The 23,232-nt window shown below is 55.2% G+C and carries 18 protein-coding genes; 8 read left to right on the top strand and 10 right to left on the bottom strand.

Annotation, left to right across the window (positions count from 1 at the left end):
• Nucleotides 1-27: 27 nt before the first annotated feature.
• The 8 genes from HNV11_RS14845 to hisG form a co-directional block, all read right to left on the bottom strand.
• Nucleotides 28-3,351: a UvrD-helicase domain-containing protein gene (locus tag HNV11_RS14845; protein ID WP_171740411.1), complete on the bottom strand. Its 3,324-nt coding sequence runs from the start codon at nucleotides 3,349-3,351 to the stop codon at nucleotides 28-30.
• Between the two features lie 65 nt (nucleotides 3,352-3,416).
• Nucleotides 3,417-3,947 (bottom strand): hypothetical protein, encoded by a 531-nt coding sequence (locus HNV11_RS14840; RefSeq protein ID WP_171740410.1) that lies wholly within the window; start codon nucleotides 3,945-3,947, stop codon nucleotides 3,417-3,419.
• Nucleotides 3,948-3,963: 16 nt separating this feature from the next.
• On the bottom strand, nucleotides 3,964-5,139 hold the full coding sequence (hisC, locus tag HNV11_RS14835; RefSeq protein WP_171740409.1) for a histidinol-phosphate transaminase: 1,176 nt from the start codon (nucleotides 5,137-5,139) through the stop codon (nucleotides 3,964-3,966).
• A 14-nt stretch (nucleotides 5,140-5,153) separates the two neighbouring features.
• Complete coding sequence (locus HNV11_RS14830) at nucleotides 5,154-5,654, bottom strand: peptide deformylase (protein WP_171740408.1); 501 nt, start codon at nucleotides 5,652-5,654, stop codon at nucleotides 5,154-5,156.
• On the bottom strand, nucleotides 5,651-6,031 hold the full coding sequence (locus tag HNV11_RS14825) for a type II toxin-antitoxin system VapC family toxin (RefSeq protein WP_171740407.1): 381 nt from the start codon (nucleotides 6,029-6,031) through the stop codon (nucleotides 5,651-5,653). The genes HNV11_RS14830 and HNV11_RS14825 overlap by 4 nt, the downstream gene beginning before the upstream one ends.
• The gene (locus HNV11_RS14820; RefSeq protein WP_171740406.1) at nucleotides 6,028-6,267 is read right to left on the bottom strand and encodes a hypothetical protein; all 240 of its coding nucleotides are present in this window, start codon (nucleotides 6,265-6,267) and stop codon (nucleotides 6,028-6,030) included. Before HNV11_RS14820 ends, HNV11_RS14825 begins: the two co-directional genes overlap by 4 nt.
• A 27-nt stretch (nucleotides 6,268-6,294) precedes the next feature.
• A complete protein-coding gene (gene hisD, locus HNV11_RS14815; protein ID WP_171740405.1) occupies nucleotides 6,295-7,584 on the bottom strand; it encodes a histidinol dehydrogenase in 1,290 nt (429 codons plus the stop codon).
• Nucleotides 7,585-7,638: 54 nt separating this feature from the next.
• Nucleotides 7,639-8,499 (bottom strand): ATP phosphoribosyltransferase, encoded by an 861-nt coding sequence (gene hisG, locus HNV11_RS14810; RefSeq protein WP_171740404.1) that lies wholly within the window; start codon nucleotides 8,497-8,499, stop codon nucleotides 7,639-7,641.
• Between the two features lie 432 nt (nucleotides 8,500-8,931).
• Here hisG and HNV11_RS14805 point away from each other — a divergent pair, with 432 nt between their 5' ends.
• From HNV11_RS14805 to truA, 7 genes are all read left to right on the top strand, one after another.
• Nucleotides 8,932-10,443, top strand: a complete 1,512-nt coding sequence (locus HNV11_RS14805; protein WP_171742191.1) for a DEAD/DEAH box helicase — start codon at nucleotides 8,932-8,934, stop codon at nucleotides 10,441-10,443.
• A gap of 464 nt (nucleotides 10,444-10,907) precedes the next feature.
• A complete protein-coding gene (locus HNV11_RS14800) occupies nucleotides 10,908-13,967 on the top strand; it encodes an amidohydrolase family protein (RefSeq protein ID WP_171740403.1) in 3,060 nt (1,019 codons plus the stop codon).
• Nucleotides 13,968-14,022: 55 nt separating this feature from the next.
• Entirely contained in the window at nucleotides 14,023-15,324 is a 1,302-nt protein-coding gene (locus tag HNV11_RS14795; RefSeq protein WP_171740402.1) for an amidohydrolase family protein, read from the top strand.
• Nucleotides 15,325-15,455: 131 nt separating this feature from the next.
• Nucleotides 15,456-16,406: a magnesium/cobalt transporter CorA gene (corA, locus tag HNV11_RS14790; protein WP_171740401.1), complete on the top strand. Its 951-nt coding sequence runs from the start codon at nucleotides 15,456-15,458 to the stop codon at nucleotides 16,404-16,406.
• Between the two features lie 57 nt (nucleotides 16,407-16,463).
• Nucleotides 16,464-16,925: a hypothetical protein gene (locus tag HNV11_RS14785; protein WP_171740400.1), complete on the top strand. Its 462-nt coding sequence runs from the start codon at nucleotides 16,464-16,466 to the stop codon at nucleotides 16,923-16,925.
• Nucleotides 16,926-17,056: 131 nt separating this feature from the next.
• Entirely contained in the window at nucleotides 17,057-18,238 is a 1,182-nt protein-coding gene (locus HNV11_RS14780; RefSeq protein ID WP_171740399.1) for a DUF6600 domain-containing protein, read from the top strand.
• A 129-nt stretch (nucleotides 18,239-18,367) separates the two neighbouring features.
• Nucleotides 18,368-19,135 (top strand): tRNA pseudouridine(38-40) synthase TruA, encoded by a 768-nt coding sequence (truA, locus tag HNV11_RS14775; protein ID WP_171740398.1) that lies wholly within the window; start codon nucleotides 18,368-18,370, stop codon nucleotides 19,133-19,135.
• 47 nt (nucleotides 19,136-19,182) lie between these two features.
• Here truA and HNV11_RS14770 read toward each other — a convergent pair whose 3' ends face one another.
• Entirely contained in the window at nucleotides 19,183-19,632 is a 450-nt protein-coding gene (locus HNV11_RS14770) for a DUF6036 family nucleotidyltransferase (protein ID WP_171740397.1), read from the bottom strand.
• A 292-nt stretch (nucleotides 19,633-19,924) separates the two neighbouring features.
• Entirely contained in the window at nucleotides 19,925-21,646 is a 1,722-nt protein-coding gene (locus tag HNV11_RS14765) for a glutamine--tRNA ligase/YqeY domain fusion protein (protein WP_171740396.1), read from the bottom strand.
• 193 nt (nucleotides 21,647-21,839) lie between these two features.
• On the opposite strand from HNV11_RS14765, the gene HNV11_RS14760 reads away from it, so the two are divergent.
• Nucleotides 21,840-23,180 (top strand): TolC family protein, encoded by a 1,341-nt coding sequence (locus tag HNV11_RS14760; protein ID WP_171740395.1) that lies wholly within the window; start codon nucleotides 21,840-21,842, stop codon nucleotides 23,178-23,180.
• The last annotated feature ends 52 nt before the right edge of the window (nucleotides 23,181-23,232 follow it).

Here is a 23,232-nt window from a genome sequence, read left to right as displayed (position 1 = left end):
TTGGTGGTTACTGGAAACGGCCCGAGATTATATCACCCGCACGACATCGGGTTCGTCGGCCAGAAAGACTAAACGGCCTTCGACTTCGGGAAAGCCCATGTCGCGGTACAATCCCGTAAAATACTGCAGACCGCTGACCGGGTCATTCGAAGAAGCCTCAGGCCCCAGTGCCGACTCATATTGAACTAGAACAATTCGGCCGTCGGGATAATGCACCACGCGGTGGGGCGCGCCGTGCAGGTGTTTGTTGCTGAGAATACTTCGATCCGTATCGATCCGCAGCGATGGATCAAACAAAGCCGTAAGTTCGGGATGGGCAATAATCGACTGCAGCCGCTCACGCAATTCGGCGCACTCGGCCGTGCGGACCAGTCCTTCGCTGACGAGCTGACGTAACGTTTTTTCGACGCAGCCGGGGCCTTTAATCAGGCTCAGCGCGGCACAGAGCTTCCGGTCGCGCTCGCGGGTTCGCTCGAAGGTCGCTACGTCGAATACCCGGTCGGCCTGCCGACGCAGGTTCAGCTCCTGCTTACGGTGACCGCTGATTACGTCGTCCAGAACAATCTCGTCCAGCGTATCGACTCGTTCGTGGTGCCCGAATGATTCACTGCATAAACTGATTGCGTAACTAAACTTGCCGTCCTGCCACGGGCAGCCGCAGGCCTGAGCCACGTCACTGTGACGCAGAAACTCATACAGCCAGTGCGCTACCGTTGCCGGTTTTCCGCTGCCAAAATCCTTTTTGAGCTCGCTGATGACGTAAAGCCGGTCGGTAGGGCGGGTGAACGCTACGTAAAGCAGGTTCATGTTTTCGAGGAACGTACGCGTTAGTTCCTCCTGATACTGCGCCGAGACGGGGGTGTTTTTGAGTTGACTAGTGGGATGGGCCGGGGCGCTCAGCAGCCGCGTCAGTTCGCCGGTCGGCGCCTGATGCGCCAGCAGGTCGGTGCGAACATCGTCCAGATCGAGCCAGATCGTGCCTTTACTGTTGGGGCCGACATCCCAGTTGGCAAAGGGAATGATAACGACCGGATATTCCAGCCCTTTAGCCTTGTGGATGGTCTGAATACTGACGGCATTTCGGGCGTCGCCTTCTACCGAAATCTTTTGCCGGACGCTATCCCAGTAGAGCAGAAAATCGCTCAGATGACCGCTGCGTTTTTGGTTGAACGTGAGCACCTCATCGAGAAACCGGAACAGAAACGGGTTGTGATCAGCCTGATTGAATAAGCCAAACTGAGCCGTCAGCCGCTCGGCAAGTTCATAGGGATTCAACTGACCAAGGGCATACGGGTCGAGCGGGTAGCCTTGTGCGGTCAGGTAATCATACACGCCCATGATATCGCCCTGGGCAACCTCGCGAAGCTGCTCGGTGAGTTTATCGTCGGGGAAAACGCCCTGCACAACCCGGTGGAACAGATATAGCAGTTCGTAACGTAACAGTTGCTGATCGGGCCGCTGCAGCAACCGCATAAGTGTAACAAGCCACTTGACCGGATCGGAGAATTCGAGCGATAAGGAGTCGGCTGATACGAGCGGAATCCGCTGGGCGTTCAGTTCATTCGCCAGGGCGCGGGCATGGGCTTTTTTCCGGCACAGTATTGCGATATCGCCGTATTGGTAGCCGTCCATCAAGGCCTGGTGCAGGTGTTTCAGCGTCGTTTCGAGCATGAGCGCTGTCAGGTCTTTGCCTTCATCTGTATCCTTGCCAACGAAGTCTAACTGAACGTGTCCGGCTGTCCGGGCCCTGGGCGAAGTTTTCTGGTGAAACAGCTGCTCAGCATCGAACACATCGGCCAGTTTGGGGTGCTCATGTTCAAACCGGCGGGCCGTGTGCTCAAAAAACTGGTTGTTGAACCGCACAATGGGCTCGGCGCTTCGCCAGTTGGTATCCAGCAGCTCACCCTGCAGATGCCCGTCGAGCATGTCGATGCGGTCGGCGGTCCAGGTTCCGGAACCGTGAGCTGTTTTTAGACTCTCCAGATCGTTTCGGTGCAGGGAAACAATCTGGTCCATATCGCCCCCGCGGAAGCGATAAATGGCCTGTTTACCGTCGCCCACGGCCAGGTTGAAGTGGTCGGCGCCAAGGGCGTTTTCAATGAGCGGCAGCAGATTGGCGAACTGTAGCCGGGAAGTATCCTGAAACTCGTCGATAAGGATATGGTTGTACTTCGTACCCAGCCGCTCATACAGAAACGGCACCGGCTCCGAAGCGACAATGTTCAGGATTTTCTTGTTGAATTCGGAAATGTGTACCCGACCATCCTTCCGCAGCAGATCATCGAATTCAAGGCGCATCTGCTTGAGCAGAGCCAGCTTCTGCAGGTGCGGCAACAGACAATCAAACAGAGCCGCCTGACGCCCGCGCTCAGTCCGGATGGTTTCTATTAGGGAAAAACATTGACACAGTTCATCGGCAATTCGATCAATAGAACTCGTTACGGAGAGCGGAGCTTTAGGTAAATACCAATCAGCTTCGTCGATTTGCTTACGATGCGTTGCCGTTGGTTGTTTATCGTAGTCTTTGAGAGCAATTGTCTTGAAATATGCAGCAAGGCTGTTTCGTTTCCCCTTGAAGTTCTCTTCGCTCAGCCCCGCGTCGGTGATGAGCTTCCAGGCGCGTTGGCCCTGCCCGACGATATCGGCTTCGAGCTGCTGGTTGTAGTCGAGCAACTGCGCCCGAATAGCCCGCAACGCTACCGGCGACAATTCCTGCGCGGCATTGACAGCTTCGTAAAATTGATCGGAGGTCAGGTTGCGACCAAATTCTTTCAGCAGTTCGGGCAACTGATTCCAGCTCTTACCTTCGGTAGCGGTGCTGGTATAATACTCGCTCAGAATGGTTGTAATCTCGTCCATTTCGTCAACGCCTGCCTTTTCAATCAGGTTGTCGATGGCGAGTTCCAGCACCTCATCGGTTTCCATCTCGACCTCGAATGAATAGGGGAGTCCCAGCTCATCCGTAAACGCCATCACAACGCGCTGCGTGAAGGAGTCGATGGTCGTCACCGAGAAATCCGCGTAGCGATGCAGAATGGTTCTGAAGACCGACCGGGCCTTCTGACGAAGTTCAGACTTGGCTATTTCAAACGCATCGGAGCCGGGCGCGTGGGCATACAGTTCAGCGACCAGATCGGTCAACAACGGAAGCTCTTTCCCCCCGGCAATGTCGCTGAGTCGTTCAAGAATCCGGTTTTTCATCTCGTTGGCAGCCGCGTTAGTAAACGTTACTGCCAGAATATGCCGGAAATAGCTGTCCTCGGCCCCTGGCCGTAACGCCAGCTTGAGGTATTCTTTAGTCAGGGTGTATGTTTTGCCCGACCCGGCCGAGGAACTGTAAATCTTAAACATATGGAGGAGCCAGAGAAAGCGAAGAAAGTAGAGACAAGATTCGCTACCCCGGCTTTTCTTCGCTCTTAGAAATTATAGCGCAGCCCAAGTCCTGAGTTCAGATTCAGGAAAAAGGGAGCCTGTAGTAATTCGACGTACAAGCCGGTTTCCAGAAAAAAGGAGTAAGGCTTACCCGCCGGAAAATATTCGACGCCTGCAATCCCCGACCCGCCCAGCGACAGGGCGTTCTCGTATTCGCCGTTCAGCCGGATGGGGTAATACCGTCGGGTGTTGATCTGGCCACCGAAACCGTAATACCCCCGAACGCTTTCGCTCTTGGTCAGGGCTTTGTGCCACAGGTAATGACCCTGAACCGCCAGCCCGACACTCCTGTAGCGGCCCGACCGGTACTTACGCGCGTTACCGTAAAGCCCGCCATAGGTGCCGATGTTGAGGTCGAACGCGCGGTTTTCGCCGAAATACTTGCGGACGTTTACGCCCGCCGGTTCGCCGACGCGAAAGCCCACGGCCCAGTTGTTGTATTGTGCCTGTGCGGTTTTGGGTGTTGCCAGCCAGCCCAGCAGTACCAGCGCTGTCAGTAACCATACTTTTTTCATAAGTAATTTATCAAACTCAGGCATTCGATACCAGTTCCGGCTTCGTTGCCGATTCGCCCGTGCCCAGGGGCAGGTTGTCCGAAATAGGTGCATTGCCATCGTTAGCCGATTTTTTGATCTGCCGGAGGACCGCAAGCAGCCGCTCGTTTTCGGTCCTGGTCCCGACCGTAATGCGCAGGCAGCCGTCACAAAGTTTCACCTTCGAGCGGTCACGAACAATAACCTGCTGCTCGATCAGGTACTCAAACGTTGCTTTAGCATCTGCAAATTGCACCAGCAGGAAATTGGCATCCGACGGGTGAATGACCTGTACTATTGGCAAAGAACGCAGATTTTCGGCCAAAATTTGCCGTTCGGCCAAAATCTTAGCCACCATCTCGTTCTTCGTATTCTCATGACGGAGGGCCTCCAGCGCGAGTGCCTGCGTGGGAGCCGAGATGTTGTAAGGTGGTTTGATTTTGTTCATGACCTGAATCAACTCCTCCGAAGCGAAACACATCCCTAACCGCAGAGCCGCCATGCCCCAGGCTTTTGAGAAGGTTTGCAGCACGACCAGATTCGGGTATTGATCCAGCTTTTCGGTCCAGGAGGGCGTAGTCGCAAAATCAATATAGGCTTCGTCTACAACCACCAGCGACTGCGTAGCCGCTTCGAGGATGGTCTGGATAGCGTCGGGCTGCAGCAGGTTCCCCGAGGGGTTGTTGGGCGAACAGAGCCAGATGATTTTGGTCGTCGGCGTAATAGCCGCCAGGACCGCATCCGTATCCACCTGGAAGTCGGGTCGAAGCGGGACTTTCACCACGGCAACGTCGTTGATTGTCGCCGAAACTTCATACATCCCGTAGGTGGGCGGCATAATCAGAATCGAATCCTGACCGGGCCGACAGGTCGCGCGGATAAGCAGGTCGATGGGTTCATCGGAGCCGTTTCCAAGAAAGATCTGCCCCGGCCGAACGCCCTTGATCGGAGCCAGGCGCTGTTTGGTAGCCCCCTGGTGCGGGTCGGGGTAGCGGTTATAGTCGTCCGGCTCGGCGTGATCGGGCGTCTGAAGTTTTGTATCAACGACTGAGCCAAACGGATTTTCGTTGGCATCCAGGAAAACGCCTTCCGTGCCGGTATACTCGTCGCGGGCCGAGGAGTAAGGCGTTAACGTCAGGATGTGCGGGCGGAGAAGCTTATTGAGTTCAAACATAAGGATCGGTTTTGTTAATGGGTTGGCGTAGGACGCCACCGGAACGACTGCGCGTCGACTGCCCGCATGGTACAGAGGACGCCGTTGAGGTGGTCGTACTCGTGCTGAATCAGTTCCGACAGCCCCCAGTCCGTTACGTCCCAGGTCTGTGGTCGCCAGAGTTCATCCCGAAAGCGGAGCGTCAGGCTACGGTGTCGCCGGACCCGCACCAGCAGATTCGGAAAACTCATGCAGTCGTCCCAGAGTTCGTCCTGTTCATCGCTGACGGCCGTCAGTTCGGGGTTAATGATAACCTGTGGCCGATCAACGTTCAGGTAGATAAGCCGCTTCATAATGCCCAGTTGAGGGGCCGCAATGCCGCGCCCGAACTGGTACATTGCCCGAATCTCCTCCATGACGTTGTGCAGATCGGCTACCCAGTCCGGCACCAGCGGCAGTTCTGATTCGAGTACCGGTTCGCAGGATTGGTACAAGCGTGGATCGCCCAGAAGAAGCAGATCGGCGAGGTGTTTCATGCGTTCAGAATCTCGGCCAGCGCAATGACCTGTAAACCGGCGATGTCGGCGAAGTCCGCTGGGTTATTGGTGAGTACGGGTTGATTATGGATTAGTGCCGTTGCCGCAATAATGGCGTCGCCCACGGAGCGTTTACGTTGCTGACGCAGGCGAATGGCTTCGGTGATGACGGCCTCGGTAATAGGGAGTATATGAACGCTGTTCAGATAAGCTTCGAAGATTTGTTTATCCGTAACAGACAATCGACTAAAGCCAAGCACTTCAAGCGTAGAGATTAACGAAACCCGAACGATTTCCTGATTAGCCTGCAGATAGCGGGTCAGCCTGATATACTCCGGCTTGGCTGAGTAAATAATGATGTTGCTATCTAAGATCATTCTTCGCGGCCGTCCAGAATACGATCCCAGCTACGAATCTCCCGCTGCCATTCTGACGGATCACCGAACGAATCGCCCGCCCCGCCCGACTGGATAATTGTCTCCAATACCGAAGCCAGTGATGGCTTTTCAGGACTGGGTTTCTTCTCGATCAGGCGTCCATCCAGTTTGGGTAATAACGACAGCAGTATGGCTTCGTTCTCTTCCGAATTAATTTCGATTAGTAACCGGCTCATGACTTCTTTTTTAGCAAGATAACAAAATCAGGCCGGATTGGCTTCGGCCAGACGCGCCAGCCGCAGACGCACGGCTCGCTTGTGCGCATCGAGCGATTCGGCTTCGGCCATGGCTTCCACCACTGGTCCCAGCGCCTGTAAGCCCTCTGGTGAAATCTGCTGCACAGTGATTTTCTTCACAAAACTGTCCAGCGATACACCACTGTACGCACGGGCGAAGCCGTTGGTCGGCAGTGTGTGATTCGTGCCCGACGCGTAGTCTCCGGCCGACTCGGGGGTGTAGTTGCCCAGGAAAATAGAGCCCGCATTAGTAATCTGTTCGGCAACCGCTTCGGCGTTGTCGACGCTCAGGATTAAATGCTCGGCTGCGTACGCATTGAGCAACTCAATGGCATCCGCCTGACTTTCGACCAGAATCGCTTTGCTGTTTTCCAGCGCTTTAGTGGCCAGCGCTTCTCGGGGAAGTTTGCTCAGTTGCGTCGGAAGAGCCAGATTCACCAGCTCGACCAGTTTCTTGCTGGTCGAAACCAGCAGTACCTGACTGTCGGCGCCGTGTTCAGCCTGCGAGAGCAGATCCGCAGCCACGAAGGCCGGAACCGCCGAATCGTCGGCATAAACGGCTACTTCGCTTGGTCCGGCTGGCATATCAATGGCCACGCCTTCTTTAGCGACGAGCATCTTGGCCGCCGTGACATACTGGTTGCCGGGCCCAAAGATTTTATAAACCTGCGGAATTGACTCAGTGCCATAGGCCATCGCGGCAATCGCCTGCGCCCCACCAACCCGAAACACCTTCGTTACGCCCACCAGGCGGGCCGCGAAATAAATAGCCGGGTGGTTGCTGGGTGTGCAGAGCACCACCTCACGGCAACCCGCCAGCTGCGCCGGAACCCCCAGCATCAGCACTGTGCTGAACAGGGGAGCCGTGCCCCCCGGAATATACAGCCCCACTTTCTCGATACCCACACTTCGGCGCCAGCACACTACGCCCGGCATGGTTTCAATCTTTTCGACAGGCTGCTTCTGCCGTTCGTGAAACAGACGAATGTTCTGGTAAGCCTGCCGGATGGCCGCTTTCAGTTCGTCGCTGAGCTGCTCTTCGGCCGCGTCGAGTTCGGCCCGCGATACCTCAAGTCCACTCTGCGATAAGTCGGTTTTGTCGAACTTCTGCGCCAGTTCAATCAGGGCTGCGTCGCCCTGCTCTCGGACCTGCGCCAGGATGGGAGCAACGACCGCTTCGATCTGCTGGGTCGATTGCACGGGTCGGGCCAGTAACTGAGGCCATTCCGCACGGCTGGGAAAAGAGATGATATTCATGAACGATAAACAATGGATAATGACGAACCGTCCTGGGCGAGGTTATTCATTCGTTTAATAGATCATTTTCTCAATCGGAATCACCAGAATTCCTTCCGCACCAGCGGCCCGGATGGCTTCGATGTTTTCCCAGAATTCGTTTTCGTTTAGCACCGAATGGACCGAACTCCATCCTTCGGTGGCCAATGGCGTTACGGTAGGGCTTTTCATGCCGGGCAGCAGCGCCGTAATCTGGTCGAGGGCGTGGTTCGGCGCGTTCAGAACGATGTATTTGTTGTTCTTGGCCGCCTGCACTGACTTGATCCGGAACAACAGCTTTTCGACCAGGGCCTGCTTATCTTCGTCCAGCTCGGGCCGGGCAATGAGAATTGCTTCCGAACGGAATATGGTTTCCACTTCTTTCAGACCGTTGCTCAGCAGCGTACTTCCCGAGCTAACAATGTCGCAGACTGCTTCGGCCAACCCGATGCTCGGGGCAATCTCAACCGAACCGCTGATCTCGTGGATTTCGGCTCGAACGCCTTCGCCAGCGAGGTAATTACCCAGCAGATTCGGGTAGGAGGTAGCGATGTTCTTTCCGTCCAGACTTTGAATTCCCGTCCAGTCGGTGCCGCGCGGAACGGCGATCGACAGACGGCACTTCGAAAAACCTAACTTATGAATGGTCTGCACGGGACGCCCCGTTTCAACAGCTACGTTCTCGCCGACAATACCGAGGTCGGCCACGCCGTCTTCGACGTAACCCGGAATGTCGTCATCCCGCAGAAACAGGAATTCGGCCGGGAAATTGGATGAAACAGACTTGAGCTTGCCGGTGCCATAGTCGAAGCGGATGCCGCATTCTTTGAAAAGCTGGTACGAATCTTCGCTCAGCCGACCGGATTTTTGTAGGGCAATGCGTAACACAGAAGACATAATGCAGGATAAACAATCAACCGACGGCTGGACACTGACCGCTACGGTCGTAAACTCAGTAAATGAAGATGCAAAAGTACAGGAAAAATGACGGCCCGACGTAACGGACCCGGCGGCTCAGCGGCCGTAATGATGGCGACGATGTCGGAAAGGAGAATCGGTGGCCCGCTGGGAGATCATGGCGCAAAGGTAAACAGAAGCGGAACAATCGCCAAGTGAATGCTGGCTGTATGAATTGATTATGAGCCTGGAAGGAGCACTGGCACGGGGGAACTCTATTGATTTCTGGTTATTTTTTCGTTATATTTGTTTCCAAATCAAGCGGTTTGCTGACCGGGAAAACAAGGTCAGCGTTTTTTAACTTTCACAAACGTTACCTTGACATTTTCCGAATTCAACCTCCACGACGACCTGCTGACCGGCGTGGACGCCATGAACTACCTGAAGGCCACACCCATCCAGGAGATGGCCATCCCCAAAATTCTCGAAGGCAAAGACCTTATCGCCAGCGCTCAGACGGGCACCGGCAAAACAGCCGCCTATCTCATTCCTCTTCTGGATCGTATTTCGCACGCTAACCACGACCATACCAGTACGCTGATTCTGGTGCCGACGCGTGAGCTGGCCAAGCAGATTGACGAACAGGTCGAAGGCTTCGGCTATTTTGTACAGGCCAACAGCATCGCCATCTACGGCGGGGGCAAGGGCGACGACTGGGACAAACAACGTAAAGCCCTCGAAACCGGGGCCGATATTATCATCGCTACGCCGGGCCGGCTGATTGCACATATGCAGCTCGGCTACGTCAACTTCGACAAGATTGACTATCTCGTGCTCGACGAGGCCGACAAGATGCTCGACATGGGCTTCTCGGATGATATCCTGAACATCGTAGCCAAACTGCCTGGTAAGCGGCAGACGCTGCTGTTCTCGGCGACGATGCCCAACAAAATCCGCGAATTCTCGAAGCGCATCCTGACCGATCCCGAAGAGATTCGGCTGGCGGTATCGAAACCGGCTGCGGGCATTGACCAGCAGTTTTACCTGGCCTACGATAACCAGAAGCTGCCCCTGCTGGCGCATCTGATTAAAAACAGTTTAACGCCGGTGCAGAGTATGGTGCTGTTTACGTCGCGTAAGTCGGAGGTAAACGGCATTGTGCGGGCGCTGAGCAAACTGGGCTACGAAGCTCGGGGCATCAGTTCCGATCTGGAGCAGGACAACCGGGAGGTGGTGCTGCGCGACTTTAAAAACAAAGCGTTCCCGATTCTGGTAGCGACCGACGTTCTCTCGCGCGGTATCGACATTGATAACCTGACGCACGTGGTGAACTACGACATTCCGCGCGATGCCGAAGACTACGTGCACCGGATTGGCCGCACGGCACGGGCCGCCACTACCGGCACTGCCATTACGTTTATCAGCGATCAGGATCAGAACCGTATCGTCAACATCGAAAAGCTCATTGAACGCGAGGTGGAGAAGCGGTCAATTACCGAGGAGCTGGGCATGGGCAAGTCGCCTGTGTTTGATCCGAAGCGATTCAGCGGTCTGCGCGGTAAAGGCGGTTCTGGTCGGGGTGGGCGCGACGGTCGCCGGGGCGATGGCTCCCGTAACGGCGAACCCCGTCGGGCAAACAAAGACAATGCACCTACTGGCGAACGGCCAGAAGGCAACCGGAATGACGGACGTCGGGATCGGCGCGGACGCGATGAACGTAAACCACGTCCCGAAGGCATACCTTTAAATACTGACGTCGCCACAAATGGCGTTGAAACAGCGGCAGCCGCGTCGACCCGACCGATCAATGGTGATGGGCCGGCATCCGACAAGCCAAAGCGCCGGAAAAAACGTCGGCGCGGGCCACGGAGCGATCAGTACGACGGACTAAACCGTGAGAATGGACAAAGTCATGCGCCTGTTCCGGTACCTGCTGTCGAATAGATAATTGACGAACAAGATTCTCTAGCACGAAGCAAACCTTCGTGCTGTTTTTTTGCTTCCTTCATGAAGAAACGCTTTCAAAAGGCATGACTACTCTCGTCTCCCGCAGAACAACCTTGCAAACCCGGTTATGAATGTGCCGTTGCCCTATTTTCAGCAGATTGCCCGGATGGATTGCCTTTGCGCAGTCAGTCTGGACAAAAACCAGCTCCGAAGCCCTGGGAAAGCGGGAAAGGAATAAAACGAATCAAAAAAGATGATTGACGGTGTAGATTTAGCAGGGTTTCGCGGAGCGTATTCTGACAGGAATAGCCGTTGGCTGACGAATCAGGTGGTTCCGACTTTCTGAATAAATTACCTGTAATAGTCCTTACTGACAAAATCTTCTTTGGATAAGACAAGTTAAAACGGCGTTAGATTGTGTAATTTTGCCGTTTAATGCCCAATCATCAACTGTTTTCTTCATGTTAAAACACTTCCTGACAGGATTGTTCGCTGTCGGTCTGATCAGTTACGTGCAGGCCCAGGCAACGTTCCCGCGCAATGGTGTTTACGACGAGCGGCCGGGGCTGTATGCCTTCACCAACGCTACGATCGTCGTTGACCCACAGACTACCCTTCAAAATGCTACACTGCTTATTCGTAACGGTCGCGTCGAAGCCGTTGGTACCAGTGTAAAACTGCCCGCCGGAGCGGTTGTGGCCGATCTGAAAGGCAAACGGATTTATCCGGCTCTGATCGACGTTGATTCAGACTACGGGATGGCCGAAGTTCGGGCTGAGCGCCGGGCCTTTACATCCCCACCCCAGTACGAATCCAACAAAAAGGGTGCCTACTACTGGAACCAGGCCGTTCAGCCTGAGAATGACGCCAGCCTGCTCTTCAAAGCCGACGCAAAAAAGGCCGACGAACTACGCAAACTGGGTTTCGCGACCGTTCTGACGCATCCCCACGATGGCATCGTTCGGGGAACGGGCGCACTGGTTACGCTGTCCGACGACCGCGAGAATTCGGTTGTTCTGAAGCCGAACGTAACGGCGCACTACTCGCTCAGCAAGGGCAGCTCGACGCAGACCAACCCAAACTCGGCGATGGGCGCAGTAGCCCTGCTGCGGCAGGCTCTGTACGATGCCGACTGGTATAAACGAGCCGGGAATAAAGAGCAGGCTAATCTCTCGCTCGATGCCCTGAACCGGATTCAGGCGCTGCCTTCCATTTTTGAAGTCAACGACAAATTAGGCGTTCTCCGGGCCGACAAAATTGGCGATGAGTTTGGCGTTCAGTACATCATCAAAGGTATGGGCGACGAATACCAGCGTCTGGACGAAATTAAAGCAACGGGAGCGTCGCTGATTGTGCCGATTAACTTCCCGCAACCCTACGACGTGGAGGATGCCTGGGATGCCGACAACGTATCGATGGCCGAACTCAAGCACTGGGAAATGGCGCCGATGAACACCGGGCGGCTGGCGGCTGCCAATGTTCTGTTTGCGCTGACAACGGCAGGATTGAGAAGCAAAGCCGACTTCTGGGCGAACCTCCGCAAAGCCATTGAGAACGGTTTGCCGGAGCAGAAAGCGCTCGAAGCCCTGACAACCATACCGGCAAAGCTGATTCACGTAGACGATCAGGTGGGGACGTTGCAGAAGGGGCGCGTGGCCAGTTTCCTGATTACATCGGGCAATCTGTTCAGCGCCGATAACGTGATCTATGAAAACTGGATTCGCGGGAAGCAGTACATCGTCAACCAGAAAAACGCGGCCGACCTGCGCGGTACGTGGCAGCTGGCCATCGGCAATCGCTCGAACCTGAAACTGAACATAACGGGTAAATCACCGGAAAAGCCGGAGTATCAGATCCAGGCCGACACCACGAAAATTACGCCGAAGGTAGCCGTGAGCGGAGACCTGATGTCGATTCAGCTGCAGCTCGACAAAACGAAACCGGGTACGACACGTCTGACCGGTTACCGGACCAGCCCGACTTCCTTCAAAGGCGATGGACAAACCCCCGACGGGAAGCCGGTAACGTGGTCCATTACGCGCACGGCGGAGGCCACTGCACCAGCTGCGACAACGGCTGCTACGGCTGCGGTAACGACGATGCCTGCTTCGGCAACGACGGTAATGTTTCCGTTCGTAGGCCTGGGTAACGTTCGCAAACCGCAGCCGCAGACGATGCTGATCCGGAATGCGACGGTCTGGACGAACGAGAAAGACGGGATCGTATCGGGAGCGGATGTGCTGGTGCAGAACGGCAAGATTGCGCAGGTGGGCAAAGGTCTTTCGGCTCCGGCGAATGCGACCGTAATCGACGGAACGGGCAAACACCTGACCAATGGCATTATTGACGAACACTCGCACATTGCCTTGCTGTCGATCAATGAAGGGTCGCAGTCGAGCACGGCCGAAGTCCGCATGGCCGACGTTATCAATAGCGAAGACGTGGATATTTACCGGCAGCTGGCGGGTGGGGTTACGTCCTCGCAGTTACTCCACGGCTCAGCCAATGCCATCGGTGGGCAGTCGGCCCTGGTGAAACTGAAGTGGGGCGAAGCGCCGGACGCCATGCTCATTAAGGGCGCGGACGGCTTCATTAAGTTTGCCCTCGGCGAGAACGTAAAGCAGGCAAACTACCCCAACCCGAACGTGCTGACGCGCTTTCCACAGTCGCGGATGGGCGTAGAGCAGGTGTATATGGACCACTTCACCCGGGCAAAAGAATACGCCAGTGAATGGGCTGCTTATAACAAGCTCAGCGCGAAAGAAAAAGCGCAGACCACAGCCCCGCGCCGGGATCTCGAACTCGACGCACTAGCTGAAATTCTGGCCAAGAAACGGTTCATTACGTGCCATTCCTATGTGCAGTCGGAAATCAATATGCTGCTGAAAGTGGCCGACTCGCTGGGCTTTAAAGTCAACACCTTTACGCACATTCTGGAGGGCTATAAACTGGCCGACAAGATGGCCAAGCACGGCGCGGGCGGTTCGTCGTTCGCCGACTGGTGGGCTTACAAAATGGAGGTAAAAGATGCCATTCCCTATAATGCCGCGCTGATGCACCGGCAGGGTGTAACGGTTTCGATCAACTCCGACGACGCCGAAATGGCCCGCCGGCTGAATCAGGAAGCCGCCAAGACGGTCGAGTACGGCGCTCTGACGGAAGAGGAAGCCTGGAAACTGGTGACCCTGAATCCGGCCAAACTGCTGCACCTGGACAACCGGCTGGGCAGCATTCGGGCCGGTAAAGATGCCGACCTGGTACTCTGGAATGCGAACCCGCTGGCTATTTATGCGCGGCCCGAAAAAACCATCATCGACGGCGCCATTTATTTTGACCTGCAAACCGAAGATGCCAAGCGGGAGGCCATGCAGGCCGAGCGTGCCCGGATTATCCAGAAAATGATTGCCGCCAAAGCGGGCGGAGCCTCGGCCGTTAAGCCAACTTTCAAGCGGGCGCGGATGTGGCATTGCGAAGATGTCGAGGGCGTAATTGCCGAGGGCGAAGAAGGACATAGTCATTAGAAGTCATTCATCGCATAATTCACAGTCCCTAATGACCATCTAATGACTACGAATAATGAAAAAAATACTAATTAGCATACTTACCCTGACCTCGCTTACGAGCTTTGGCCAGAACCCCGCTCCGGCCCGGCCGCAGGCCCGGATGATAGCGTTGATGGGCGGCACGATTCACATCGGAAACGGGCAGGTTATTCCAAACGGAGTGATCGTTTTTGAGAACGGCATCATCTCGAACGTAGCCGACGCGACGACCGTCCGGCTGAACACCAGCACCATGGACGTTATCGACGTAACGGGCAAACACGTTTATCCCGGTCTGATTTCGCCCGCATCGACGGTGGGTCTGCAGGAAATCGGGGCCGTACGCTCGACGGTCGATAAGCAGGAAATTGGCGTCCTGAACCCAAACGTCCGGGCGCTGATTGCCTACAACACTGATTCCGAGATCATACCGACCATCCGGAACAACGGCGTGCTGCTGACGCAGGCCATGCCGCAGGGAGGCACCGTGTCGGGGAGTTCGAGTGTCATGATGGCCGACGGCTGGAACTGGGAAGACGCCGTTCTGAAGCGAGACGATGGTATCTGGCTCAACTGGCCTGCCTACTTCGCCCGTAGTTTCGATATCGTCGATTTCTCGCTGGTCGTTAAGAAAAACGAAAAGCGTTCCGAAACCATCGGTGCGCTTGAGGCCACCTTCGGCGATGCGAAAGCCTATGCGGCCCTGACCAGCCAGACACCTAAAAACCTGAAGCTGGAATCCATGCGGGGCTTGTTTTCGGGGAAACAGAATCTATACATCCGGGCTGACTACGGGAAAGACATCATCGAAGCGGTTCAGTTTGCTAAGTCGTTTGGTGTTCCCAACGTGGTGATTGTGGGTGGCGAAGAAGCCCACCGGGTCGCCAGCTTCCTGAAAGACAACAACGTACCGGTTATTCTGAGTGCTCTGCACCGTCTGCCCAATCGGGAAGACGAAGACGTTGACCTGCCGTATCGCATGCCCGGTATCCTGCAAAAAGCGGGTGTGCTGGTCAGTCTGAGTTATGCTGATGAATGGTGGCGGACGCGCAACCTGCCCTTTCTGGCCGGTACCGCCGTTGGTTTTGGTATCAATGACCGCGAAGAAGCTCTGAAGATGGTAACGTCGAATACCGCCAAAATCCTGGGCGTCGATAACCTCGTTGGAACGCTCGAAAAAGGCAAACAGGCCACCCTGTTTGTGTCGGCGGGCGATGCGCTCGATATGCGGACGAATGTGGTCGAACAGGCGTATGTGCAGGGTCGAAAAGTCAATCTGGACGACCGGCACAAGCGACTCTACAAAACTTATAAAGAGAAATACGAGCAGAAATAAACGATTGGCTGCCCGCTGGCGAAGCACACCAGGGCCGGAAGAGTTAGCTGTTGAGACAAAAGCGGGTCGGCGTTGAGTCGGCCCGTTTTTTTGTGAACTTTGCGCCCGGACAATCTGTCCGCTCGACTTTTATGATTCGTATCTTCCAACAGGACGAAACCGCCGTCCGTAAAATCCGCGACATAGATTCTTTCTCCGACACCGAACGGACGCTCTGGGTGGATCTTCAGAACCCGACCTCGGCCGAAATCAAGAGTGTAGAAGAGAAATTTGACGTAGATTTTCTGAGTCAGCAGGAGCAGCTGGAAATTGAAAGTAGTTCGCGCTACATTGAGGAAGACGATCTGATGATTGCCAACTCCAACTTTCTGGTGCCGGATCAGGAGCAGCGCTACGTAACGGTGCCGGTCAGTTTTATTCTCAAGGACGATACGCTGTTTACCTACCGCAACGCCGACCTCAAATCCTTTGCCGATACGGTCAAGCGTATCAAGTCGCGCCGGGCGGTGTTCAGCGATGGAGCGCAGATCCTGATTTATATTTTTGAATCGCGGATTGATTACGATGCCGACCTGATCGAGATGGTATCGGGCGAAATCAAGGCCATCAACCGCCTGCTCGATCTCGACGCTACGCTGGACCGCGAGATGCTGCTCAATATCAACGATTACCAGGAGCTGACCATGTCGATTCGTGAGAACGTGGTTGACAAACAACGGGTTATATCGTCCATGATCCGCTCGGACGGCTGGTTCAGCGAGGCCGAACAGCAGCGCCTGCGAACGCTGATCAAAGACATTAACTCGCTGATCGATCATACCAACTTCATCTTCGAGCGGCTGGAGTTTCTGCAGAACACGTACCTTGGTCTGATTGACCTGGAGCAGAACCGGGTCGTTAAAATCTTTACGGTTGTTTCGCTCGTGTTTCTGCCGCCTACGCTGCTGGCGAGCATGTGGGGCATGAACTTCGATAATATGCCCGAAATCCACTGGAAATACGGCTACGTGTTTGCGCTGGCGATGATGGTGTTTTCATCAGCGCTGACGGTCTGGATTTTCCGGCGGAAAAACTGGCTATAGACGCAAGCCGTAAACAACCCTGGGCTGCAGGGGTTATTCCGTAAAGATCTGTCAACGATGAATAACCCACTTGAATCAACCTTGCCTCAGGCGATCGGCAGCGGACTTGCCGGGGCCATTGCCCTGAACATTCTGCACGAAACGGTCCGCCAATTTGTGCCCGAAGCGCCCCGCGCCGATATTCTGGGCGAGCGGAGTATCACGAAGGGGTTCCAGAAGGCGGGCAAGCAGCCACCTACGGGCAACAAACTATACGGACTCGCCATGCTCGGCGACGTAACGTCCAATGCGCTCTACTATAGCCTGGTCGGCCTGGGGAAAAACGCGCCCATCCTGACCGGAGCCGCACTGGGCGTTCTGGCGGGCGTTGGGGCCGTAACGCTGCCGGGGCCAATGGGCCTGGGCGAAGCGCCCACTAAACGCACCGAAGCTACGGTCGTCATGACGGTTGGCTGGTATCTGTTTGGCGGTCTGGTTGCCGGGTTCGTCTTTGACCGGCTGCGCCGATCGGCCAGTTAACGGAGCCGGTTGGAAAGGTCTACTAATTCGCCGTTAGTCAGCCTGAAAATGTTCCTGCCCTGGATTAAACGTTAGAAAGTTTTTGTGGTCTAACCCGCAGTAGGTCGCCTACTGACTAAATCAACTGGGTAATGGGCATTCCAAACATCATCATACGACTGGGTATTATGGCCATGCTGGTCGCTGGTCCGTCGCTTATGCAATCGGCCACGGCTCAGCCGGGCTACAGCATGGCTCCGCAAACGTTTTATAATGAGCTGGCTCCGTACGGGCAGTGGCTACGGTATCCCGGCTACGGCGACGTATGGCTGCCCAATGCCGGACCTGATTTTCAGCCCTACGCTACGGCCGGCCATTGGGTCGTGACCGAGTTTGGTAATACATGGGTGTCCGACTATCCATGGGGCTGGGCTCCGTTCCACTACGGCCGCTGGATTTTTGACGGCGCCTATGGCGGCTGGCTCTGGATTCCCGGTTCAGACTGGGGACCGGCCTGGGTATCCTGGCGATCGGGAGGAGGATATTACGGCTGGGCACCCCTCGGGCCAGGCGTGGATATTAACGTAAACATTAACATTCCCGCGCCGTACTGGACCTTCGTGCCGCAGGCTTACATCACCAGCCCGCGCCTGTACAGCTACCGCGTGCCCCGGCCCAACGTGGTGAACATCTACCAGAACACAACGATCATCAACAACATATACCGGATCAATAACCGGGCATACGTGTACGGGCCGCAGCACCGGGATATTGAGTACGCCACTCGACGCAGCGTGCCCGTCTACCGGATCGACAACTTGGACCGGCCGGGTCGTTCGGTGGTGGGTGATAGATCGGTACGTCTTTACCGCCCGGATGCGTCGCGGGGTAGCGGACGGGAGTATGGTCAGTACCAGGATCGGTTCGATAACAGCCCGGGTCCCGCGTACGGCAATAATTCTCCAAACGACCGGCGGGGCAGTTATTCGAATGAAACTTCGCCCTACGGTGGCAACAATCGAACGTATGACAATCGCGCAGACCGGCGCGGTTCGAACCGGGGCGATTATGGCCAACAGTCCGCAGGCGGTTATCCGCAGCAAACCCAGCCCGAACGTCGGTATGAAAGTCCCGAGCGCTCACAGCCGAACGTAAGCCAGCCTAACCAGCCTTATAGCCGGGGACAGCGGTCGGAAGGTAATTACCAGCAGCGAATGCCCGAAAGCCGGGGCGCAGACGTCTATCCGCAGCGGGGTCAGGCGCAGCAGCGATCTCAGGAAGGGGGCCAGCGCGACGTGAATCCGGGCGGGCGCGGTAGTCGGGGGCCACGATAACCAGATAGATTGACAAAAGCTAAAGCCGTCTGTCGTTATGCGATGGGCGGCTTTTTCATTCCAAAAGTCCCAGAGTAGTCGGTTTTAGAAAGCGTCGGAAATCGCCGATAGACGGTACCTTTGTGGGCTATGCGTTATTTTATTGAGCTATCCTACCGCGGAACGGCCTACCACGGCTGGCAAACGCAGGCTAATGGCGTGAGTGTGCAGACAACCCTCGAAGCGGCCCTGAGCCAGCGGCTGCAGCATCCCGTTTATATTACCGGCAGCGGCCGTACCGACGCCGGCGTACACGCCCGGCAGCAGTTTGCGCATTTTGACCGCGAGGAGCCCCTGGCCCTTACAGACCAGCTTGTCTACTCGCTGAACTGCATCCTGCCCGACGATATCGCCATCCGAACAATCTTTCCCGTGCGGGCCGACGACCATGCCCGTTTCTCGGCCATCTCGCGCTATTACCACTACTATATCACCCGCCAGAAGAATGTGTTTGAGCCGGGGCTGACGTATCACTTCCGGCCGGAACTGGACGTAGCGCAAATGAATGAGGCTTGCCGGATACTAATGCAGCACCGGGATTTTAAAAGCTTCAGTAAAGTCCGCGCGAATGTGTCGCATTTCCGGTGTCTGCTTGACTTTGCTTATTGGGAGCGTGACGCCGACGACCGACTAACGTTTCACATCAAAGCCAATCGGTTTCTGTGGGGCATGGTCCGCACCATTGTCGGTACAATGCTCGAAATAGGGCAGGGGCGTATGAATCTGGACCAGTTCAGCCAGTTGATTGAAGCCAGAGACCGCACGGTTGCCGGTCGGGCAGCGCCGGCCAACGGCTTATATCTGGTAGAAGTCGGTTATCCAGCCGAAGTACTGGCGCAGCGGATACTGTTCAGATAGATTAGATTGTCAGGGGCTACTTGTTTTATACAGTAAGACCCATAACGTTACACATCTGCCTGGTCAGGAAGATTCTCCAGATCCCGCTGATCTTGCAGACGGCCCGTTGCCTGTTTATTGCGAATTAAATCGGGTAGGCTAATGAAACTGACTGGAATGGTCTGTACAGTCAGCACGACGCGATTTTGGTAGCACTCCTCAAACGTAACGCCCAGTGTAAAAGTCATCAGGTCAATCCAGCCGTCGTGACGACTAAACGACAGATAATTAGGTACCTGGGTAAAATCAGCATGTTCAAACTCTCCGTTGGTGTATCCATACCGCTCCAGCGCCCTCAACAAACAGGTTGCGTTCTCGTTGCTGGGACGGACGAAAATGTCAATGTCGCCAGTTGTGCGTAGGTAGCCATGGGCAATGACAGCATGGCCACCTAACACCACATACTCAACGCCTTCCTCGTTGAATAGGCGTATTAGATTTAAGTATTCGGGCTCCATTCGTGAGGGGCGGGTTAGCCGGATTGGCGTAGTAGATGGCCTTCGCGTATTGGATTAGTTTTAGCGCGGCTTCTAAACGTTCTTCGGGTGTTTTGGCCCACCAGTACGCTTTGTCGTAAGTGGGTACGTCCTCAAATCGGCTGGATTTAAAAACTCCGTTCGACATATTCTGAGATTAGCAAAACGTAAAGGGTACGTATCACTGCGAGTAGGCAAACAGACCGTGTTAAATGAACCAGACCGACTTCCTAACAGCATTTGTCTGGTTCATTTAACACGCACAAATCAAATTCTAGCCTTTCTTCTGCTCCTTGGCCCAGCCGTCTTTCAGCGTAACAGTCCGGTTGAAAACGGGACGCTCGGCCGTCGAGTCTGAATCCAGGATGAAGTAGCCTTTCCGCATGAACTGGAAGTTGGTCTGCGATCCGCTGCGGGCGGCTTCGACCAGGGCGGGTTCCACAAACGCCCGCACTACTTCCAGCGAATTGGGATTCAGCAGTTCGCGGAACTCCCGCTCGTCGGCGGCCGGGTTCTCGACGGAGAACAGCCGGTCGTAGAGCCGCACTTCGGCCTCAACAGCATGAGGTACCGACACCCAGTGAATCGTCCCTTTTACGTTGATCCCCGACGTATCGGAACCGCTCCGGCTTTCGGGAATGTAGGAGCAGCGCAATTCGATAATTTCACCCGCATTGTCTTTAACGACCTCATCGCACTTGATGATGTAGGCACCCTTGAGCCGGACCATGCCGCCCGGAAACAGCCGGAAGAATTTCTTCGGCGGATTTTCCATGAAATCGTCGCGCTCGATATACACTTCGCGGCTGAACGGCACCCGGCGATACGTCATCGTTTCTTCTTCGGGGTTGTTCTCGATGTTCAGTTCTTCTTCCCGGCCTAGCTCGTAGTTCGTAATAACGAGCCTCAGGGGTTTTTCGTCCAGCACGGCCATGACACGCGGGGTTGTTTTGTTCAGCTCCTCGCGGATGCAGAATTCCAGCAACCCCACATCGATCAGGTTGTCGCGCTTGGCAATACCAATGCGGTCGCAGAACTCGCGGATACTGGCGGGCGTGTAGCCGCGCCGACGAATCCCCGCGATGGTCGGCATGCGCGGATCATCCCAGCCGCTGACGTGACCTTCTTCGACCAGTTGTTTCAGCTTACGCTTACTCATGACCGTATAGGTCAAATTGAGCCGCGCAAACTCGATCTGACGAGACGGGAAGATGTCGAGCTGCTGAATGAACCACTCGTACAGCGGCCGGTGCACTTCAAACTCCAGCGTACAGAGCGAGTGGGTAATATGCTCAATGGCGTCCGACTGCCCGTGCGCAAAGTCATACATCGGATAGATGCACCAGGTATCACCCGTGCGGTGATGGTGAGCGTGCTTGATCCGATACATGATCGGGTCGCGCAGCTGCATATTGGGCGACGCCATATCGACTTTCGCCCGCAGCACTTTCGATCCGTCGGAAAACTCCCCGGCTTTCATTCGGCGGAACAGGTCGAGGTTCTGGTCCACGCTCCGGTCGCGGTACTGATTCATCCGGCCCGGTTCGGTGGGCGTACCTTTCTGAGCTGCGATTTCTTCGGCAGTCGAATCGTCGACGTAAGCCAGCCCTTTCTGAATCAAGGTTTCGGCAAACCGATACAACTGATCGAAGTAGTCTGATGCGTAATACTCATTTTCCCATTCGAAGCCGAGCCAGCGAACGTCGTTCTTGATGGAGTCTACATACTCCGTATCTTCCGTAACGGGGTTAGTATCGTCAAACCGCAGGTTTGTTTGTCCGCTGTATTTATCGGCCAGTCCGAAATTCAGACAGATGGATTTGGCGTGACCGATGTGCAGGTATCCGTTTGGTTCGGGCGGAAAGCGCGTATGCACGCGTCCGCCGTTTTTACCGGCTGCGATATCTTCTTCGACAATTTGTTCAATAAAGTTAAGTGACCCACCAGCATTGCTGCGTTCGTCACGTTCATTGGATTCTTTCGGAGCTTCAGTCATGGCGCCAGGTTGCTGATAAAGCCCCGAAATTACGGCGATTGGGTGGGTTTGACAAACGTAATCGGGGACGGGGCGTAATCGTACGCATAGAATTTAGGGCGTTGCCGAACAAAAGGCCCCTTTTCAGTAGTTCAGAGATAGTACACGCTGTTGACTATCCGTCAGCGCGGGTCAGGTTGGCTTTTGTTCTGTTATGAAAAACTGCTGGTTTGTATTCCTCTTTGTTCTTCTCCATGGCCTTTCCTGTGACGTAATAGCACAGAAAACCCCCGATTCTTTAGCGAGACAGGCCTATTTGCCGGATTGCATTCAATATGCTCTGGACAACCAGCCCCTCATCCTGCAATCGGTTATTGATCAGGAGATTGCGGATCGTACCGTGCGCAGTGCGCTGGCGGCCTGGTATCCGCAACTGGGCGCCGGCTACAATCTTATCCACTACCTGAAACTACCCGTTACGCTTATTCCGGACGTTACGACCGGTGAGCGACGACCGGTATCACTGGGGGCTAAAAACACGTCTACGGCTTCGTTCTCGCTGACCCAGAGTATCTTCAGCCGGGATCTGCTGCTGGCCAGCCGAACGGCCGATACCTACCGTGTGCAGGCCAGTCAGGCAACGGTCAGCAACAAAATCGACGTGGTGGTCAATGTCAGCAAGGCGTTTTATGACGTAATCCTGACCCAGCGGCAGGTCGAGATTCTGGGCGAAGATATTACGCGGCAGCAGCGAAGCCTTCAGGATGCCACGAATCAGTATCTGAGTGGCGTAGTCGACAAAACCGACGCCCAGCGTGCCCGGATTGCGCTCAACAACACCCGGGCGCAGCAGAAACAGTACCGCGATCTGGTCGGGGCGAAGATGCAGACGCTGAAACAGCTCATGGGCTACCCGCCGAATTCACAGCTCACCCTGACGTACGACACCCTGCAACTGGCAAACGAAGTGATGCTGGACACAACCCTGCTCGTGAATCCGCAGAACCGGATTGAATATCAGCTGCTGCAAACGCAGGGACAACTCCTCGAAGCCAACGTTCGCTACAATCGCTGGGCCTACCTGCCCACGGTGAACGCCAACGCCAACTATAACCTCCTGTACCAGAGCAACGTCTTTCCGCAGCTATATAACCAGACATTTCCCAACTCACTGATTGGTCTGTCGGTGGCACTGCCGATTTTTCAGGGTGGCCGACGAATCCAGCAACTGAAAATTGCCGAATTGCAGGTTCGGCGGTTGCAGTGGGATCTGGCGGCTCTGTCGAGTGCGGTCGACGCGGAATATGCGCAGGCGCTGTCGAACTATAAAGGGAATCTGGCGAACTACCTCGCCCTGCGCGAAAATCTGGCGCTGGCCGAGGATGTTTACCGAATCATTAACCTGCAATACCGTTCCGGCGTAAAGACGTATCTGGACGTAACCGTAGCCGAAGCCGATCTGCGAACGGCCCGGCTGAACGTATTCAACGCACTGTATTCCGTGTTGATTAGTAAGCTGGACGTACAGCGGGCGCTGGGCCTGATTCGATTTTAAGACAAGTCAATAAAGACAATTCTAGATACCTGAAAAGACTTTCGGGAGCGAG

Origin of the sequence: Spirosoma taeanense (assembly GCF_013127955.1) — a bacterium.
Lineage (GTDB): Bacteria > Bacteroidota > Bacteroidia > Cytophagales > Spirosomataceae > Spirosoma > Spirosoma taeanense.
This window is presented reverse-complemented; position numbering and strand designations above follow the sequence as displayed.

Coding starts and splice junctions, on each gene's coding strand:
- HNV11_RS14845 (WP_171740411.1), bottom strand. CDS start 3,351: ATGTTTAAGATTTACAGTTCCTCGGCCGGGTCGGGCAAAACATACACC.
- HNV11_RS14840 (WP_171740410.1), bottom strand. CDS start 3,947: ATGAAAAAAGTATGGTTACTGACAGCGCTGGTACTGCTGGGCTGGCTG.
- hisC (WP_171740409.1), bottom strand. CDS start 5,139: ATGTTTGAACTCAATAAGCTTCTCCGCCCGCACATCCTGACGTTAACG.
- HNV11_RS14830 (WP_171740408.1), bottom strand. CDS start 5,654: ATGAAACACCTCGCCGATCTGCTTCTTCTGGGCGATCCACGCTTGTAC.
- HNV11_RS14825 (WP_171740407.1), bottom strand. CDS start 6,031: ATGATCTTAGATAGCAACATCATTATTTACTCAGCCAAGCCGGAGTAT.
- HNV11_RS14820 (WP_171740406.1), bottom strand. CDS start 6,267: ATGAGCCGGTTACTAATCGAAATTAATTCGGAAGAGAACGAAGCCATA.
- hisD (WP_171740405.1), bottom strand. CDS start 7,584: ATGAATATCATCTCTTTTCCCAGCCGTGCGGAATGGCCTCAGTTACTG.
- hisG (WP_171740404.1), bottom strand. CDS start 8,499: ATGTCTTCTGTGTTACGCATTGCCCTACAAAAATCCGGTCGGCTGAGC.
- HNV11_RS14805 (WP_171742191.1), top strand. CDS start 8,932: ATGAACTACCTGAAGGCCACACCCATCCAGGAGATGGCCATCCCCAAA.
- HNV11_RS14800 (WP_171740403.1), top strand. CDS start 10,908: ATGTTAAAACACTTCCTGACAGGATTGTTCGCTGTCGGTCTGATCAGT.
- HNV11_RS14795 (WP_171740402.1), top strand. CDS start 14,023: ATGAAAAAAATACTAATTAGCATACTTACCCTGACCTCGCTTACGAGC.
- corA (WP_171740401.1), top strand. CDS start 15,456: ATGATTCGTATCTTCCAACAGGACGAAACCGCCGTCCGTAAAATCCGC.
- HNV11_RS14785 (WP_171740400.1), top strand. CDS start 16,464: ATGAATAACCCACTTGAATCAACCTTGCCTCAGGCGATCGGCAGCGGA.
- HNV11_RS14780 (WP_171740399.1), top strand. CDS start 17,057: ATGGGCATTCCAAACATCATCATACGACTGGGTATTATGGCCATGCTG.
- truA (WP_171740398.1), top strand. CDS start 18,368: ATGCGTTATTTTATTGAGCTATCCTACCGCGGAACGGCCTACCACGGC.
- HNV11_RS14770 (WP_171740397.1), bottom strand. CDS start 19,632: ATGGAGCCCGAATACTTAAATCTAATACGCCTATTCAACGAGGAAGGC.
- HNV11_RS14765 (WP_171740396.1), bottom strand. CDS start 21,646: ATGACTGAAGCTCCGAAAGAATCCAATGAACGTGACGAACGCAGCAAT.
- HNV11_RS14760 (WP_171740395.1), top strand. CDS start 21,840: ATGAAAAACTGCTGGTTTGTATTCCTCTTTGTTCTTCTCCATGGCCTT.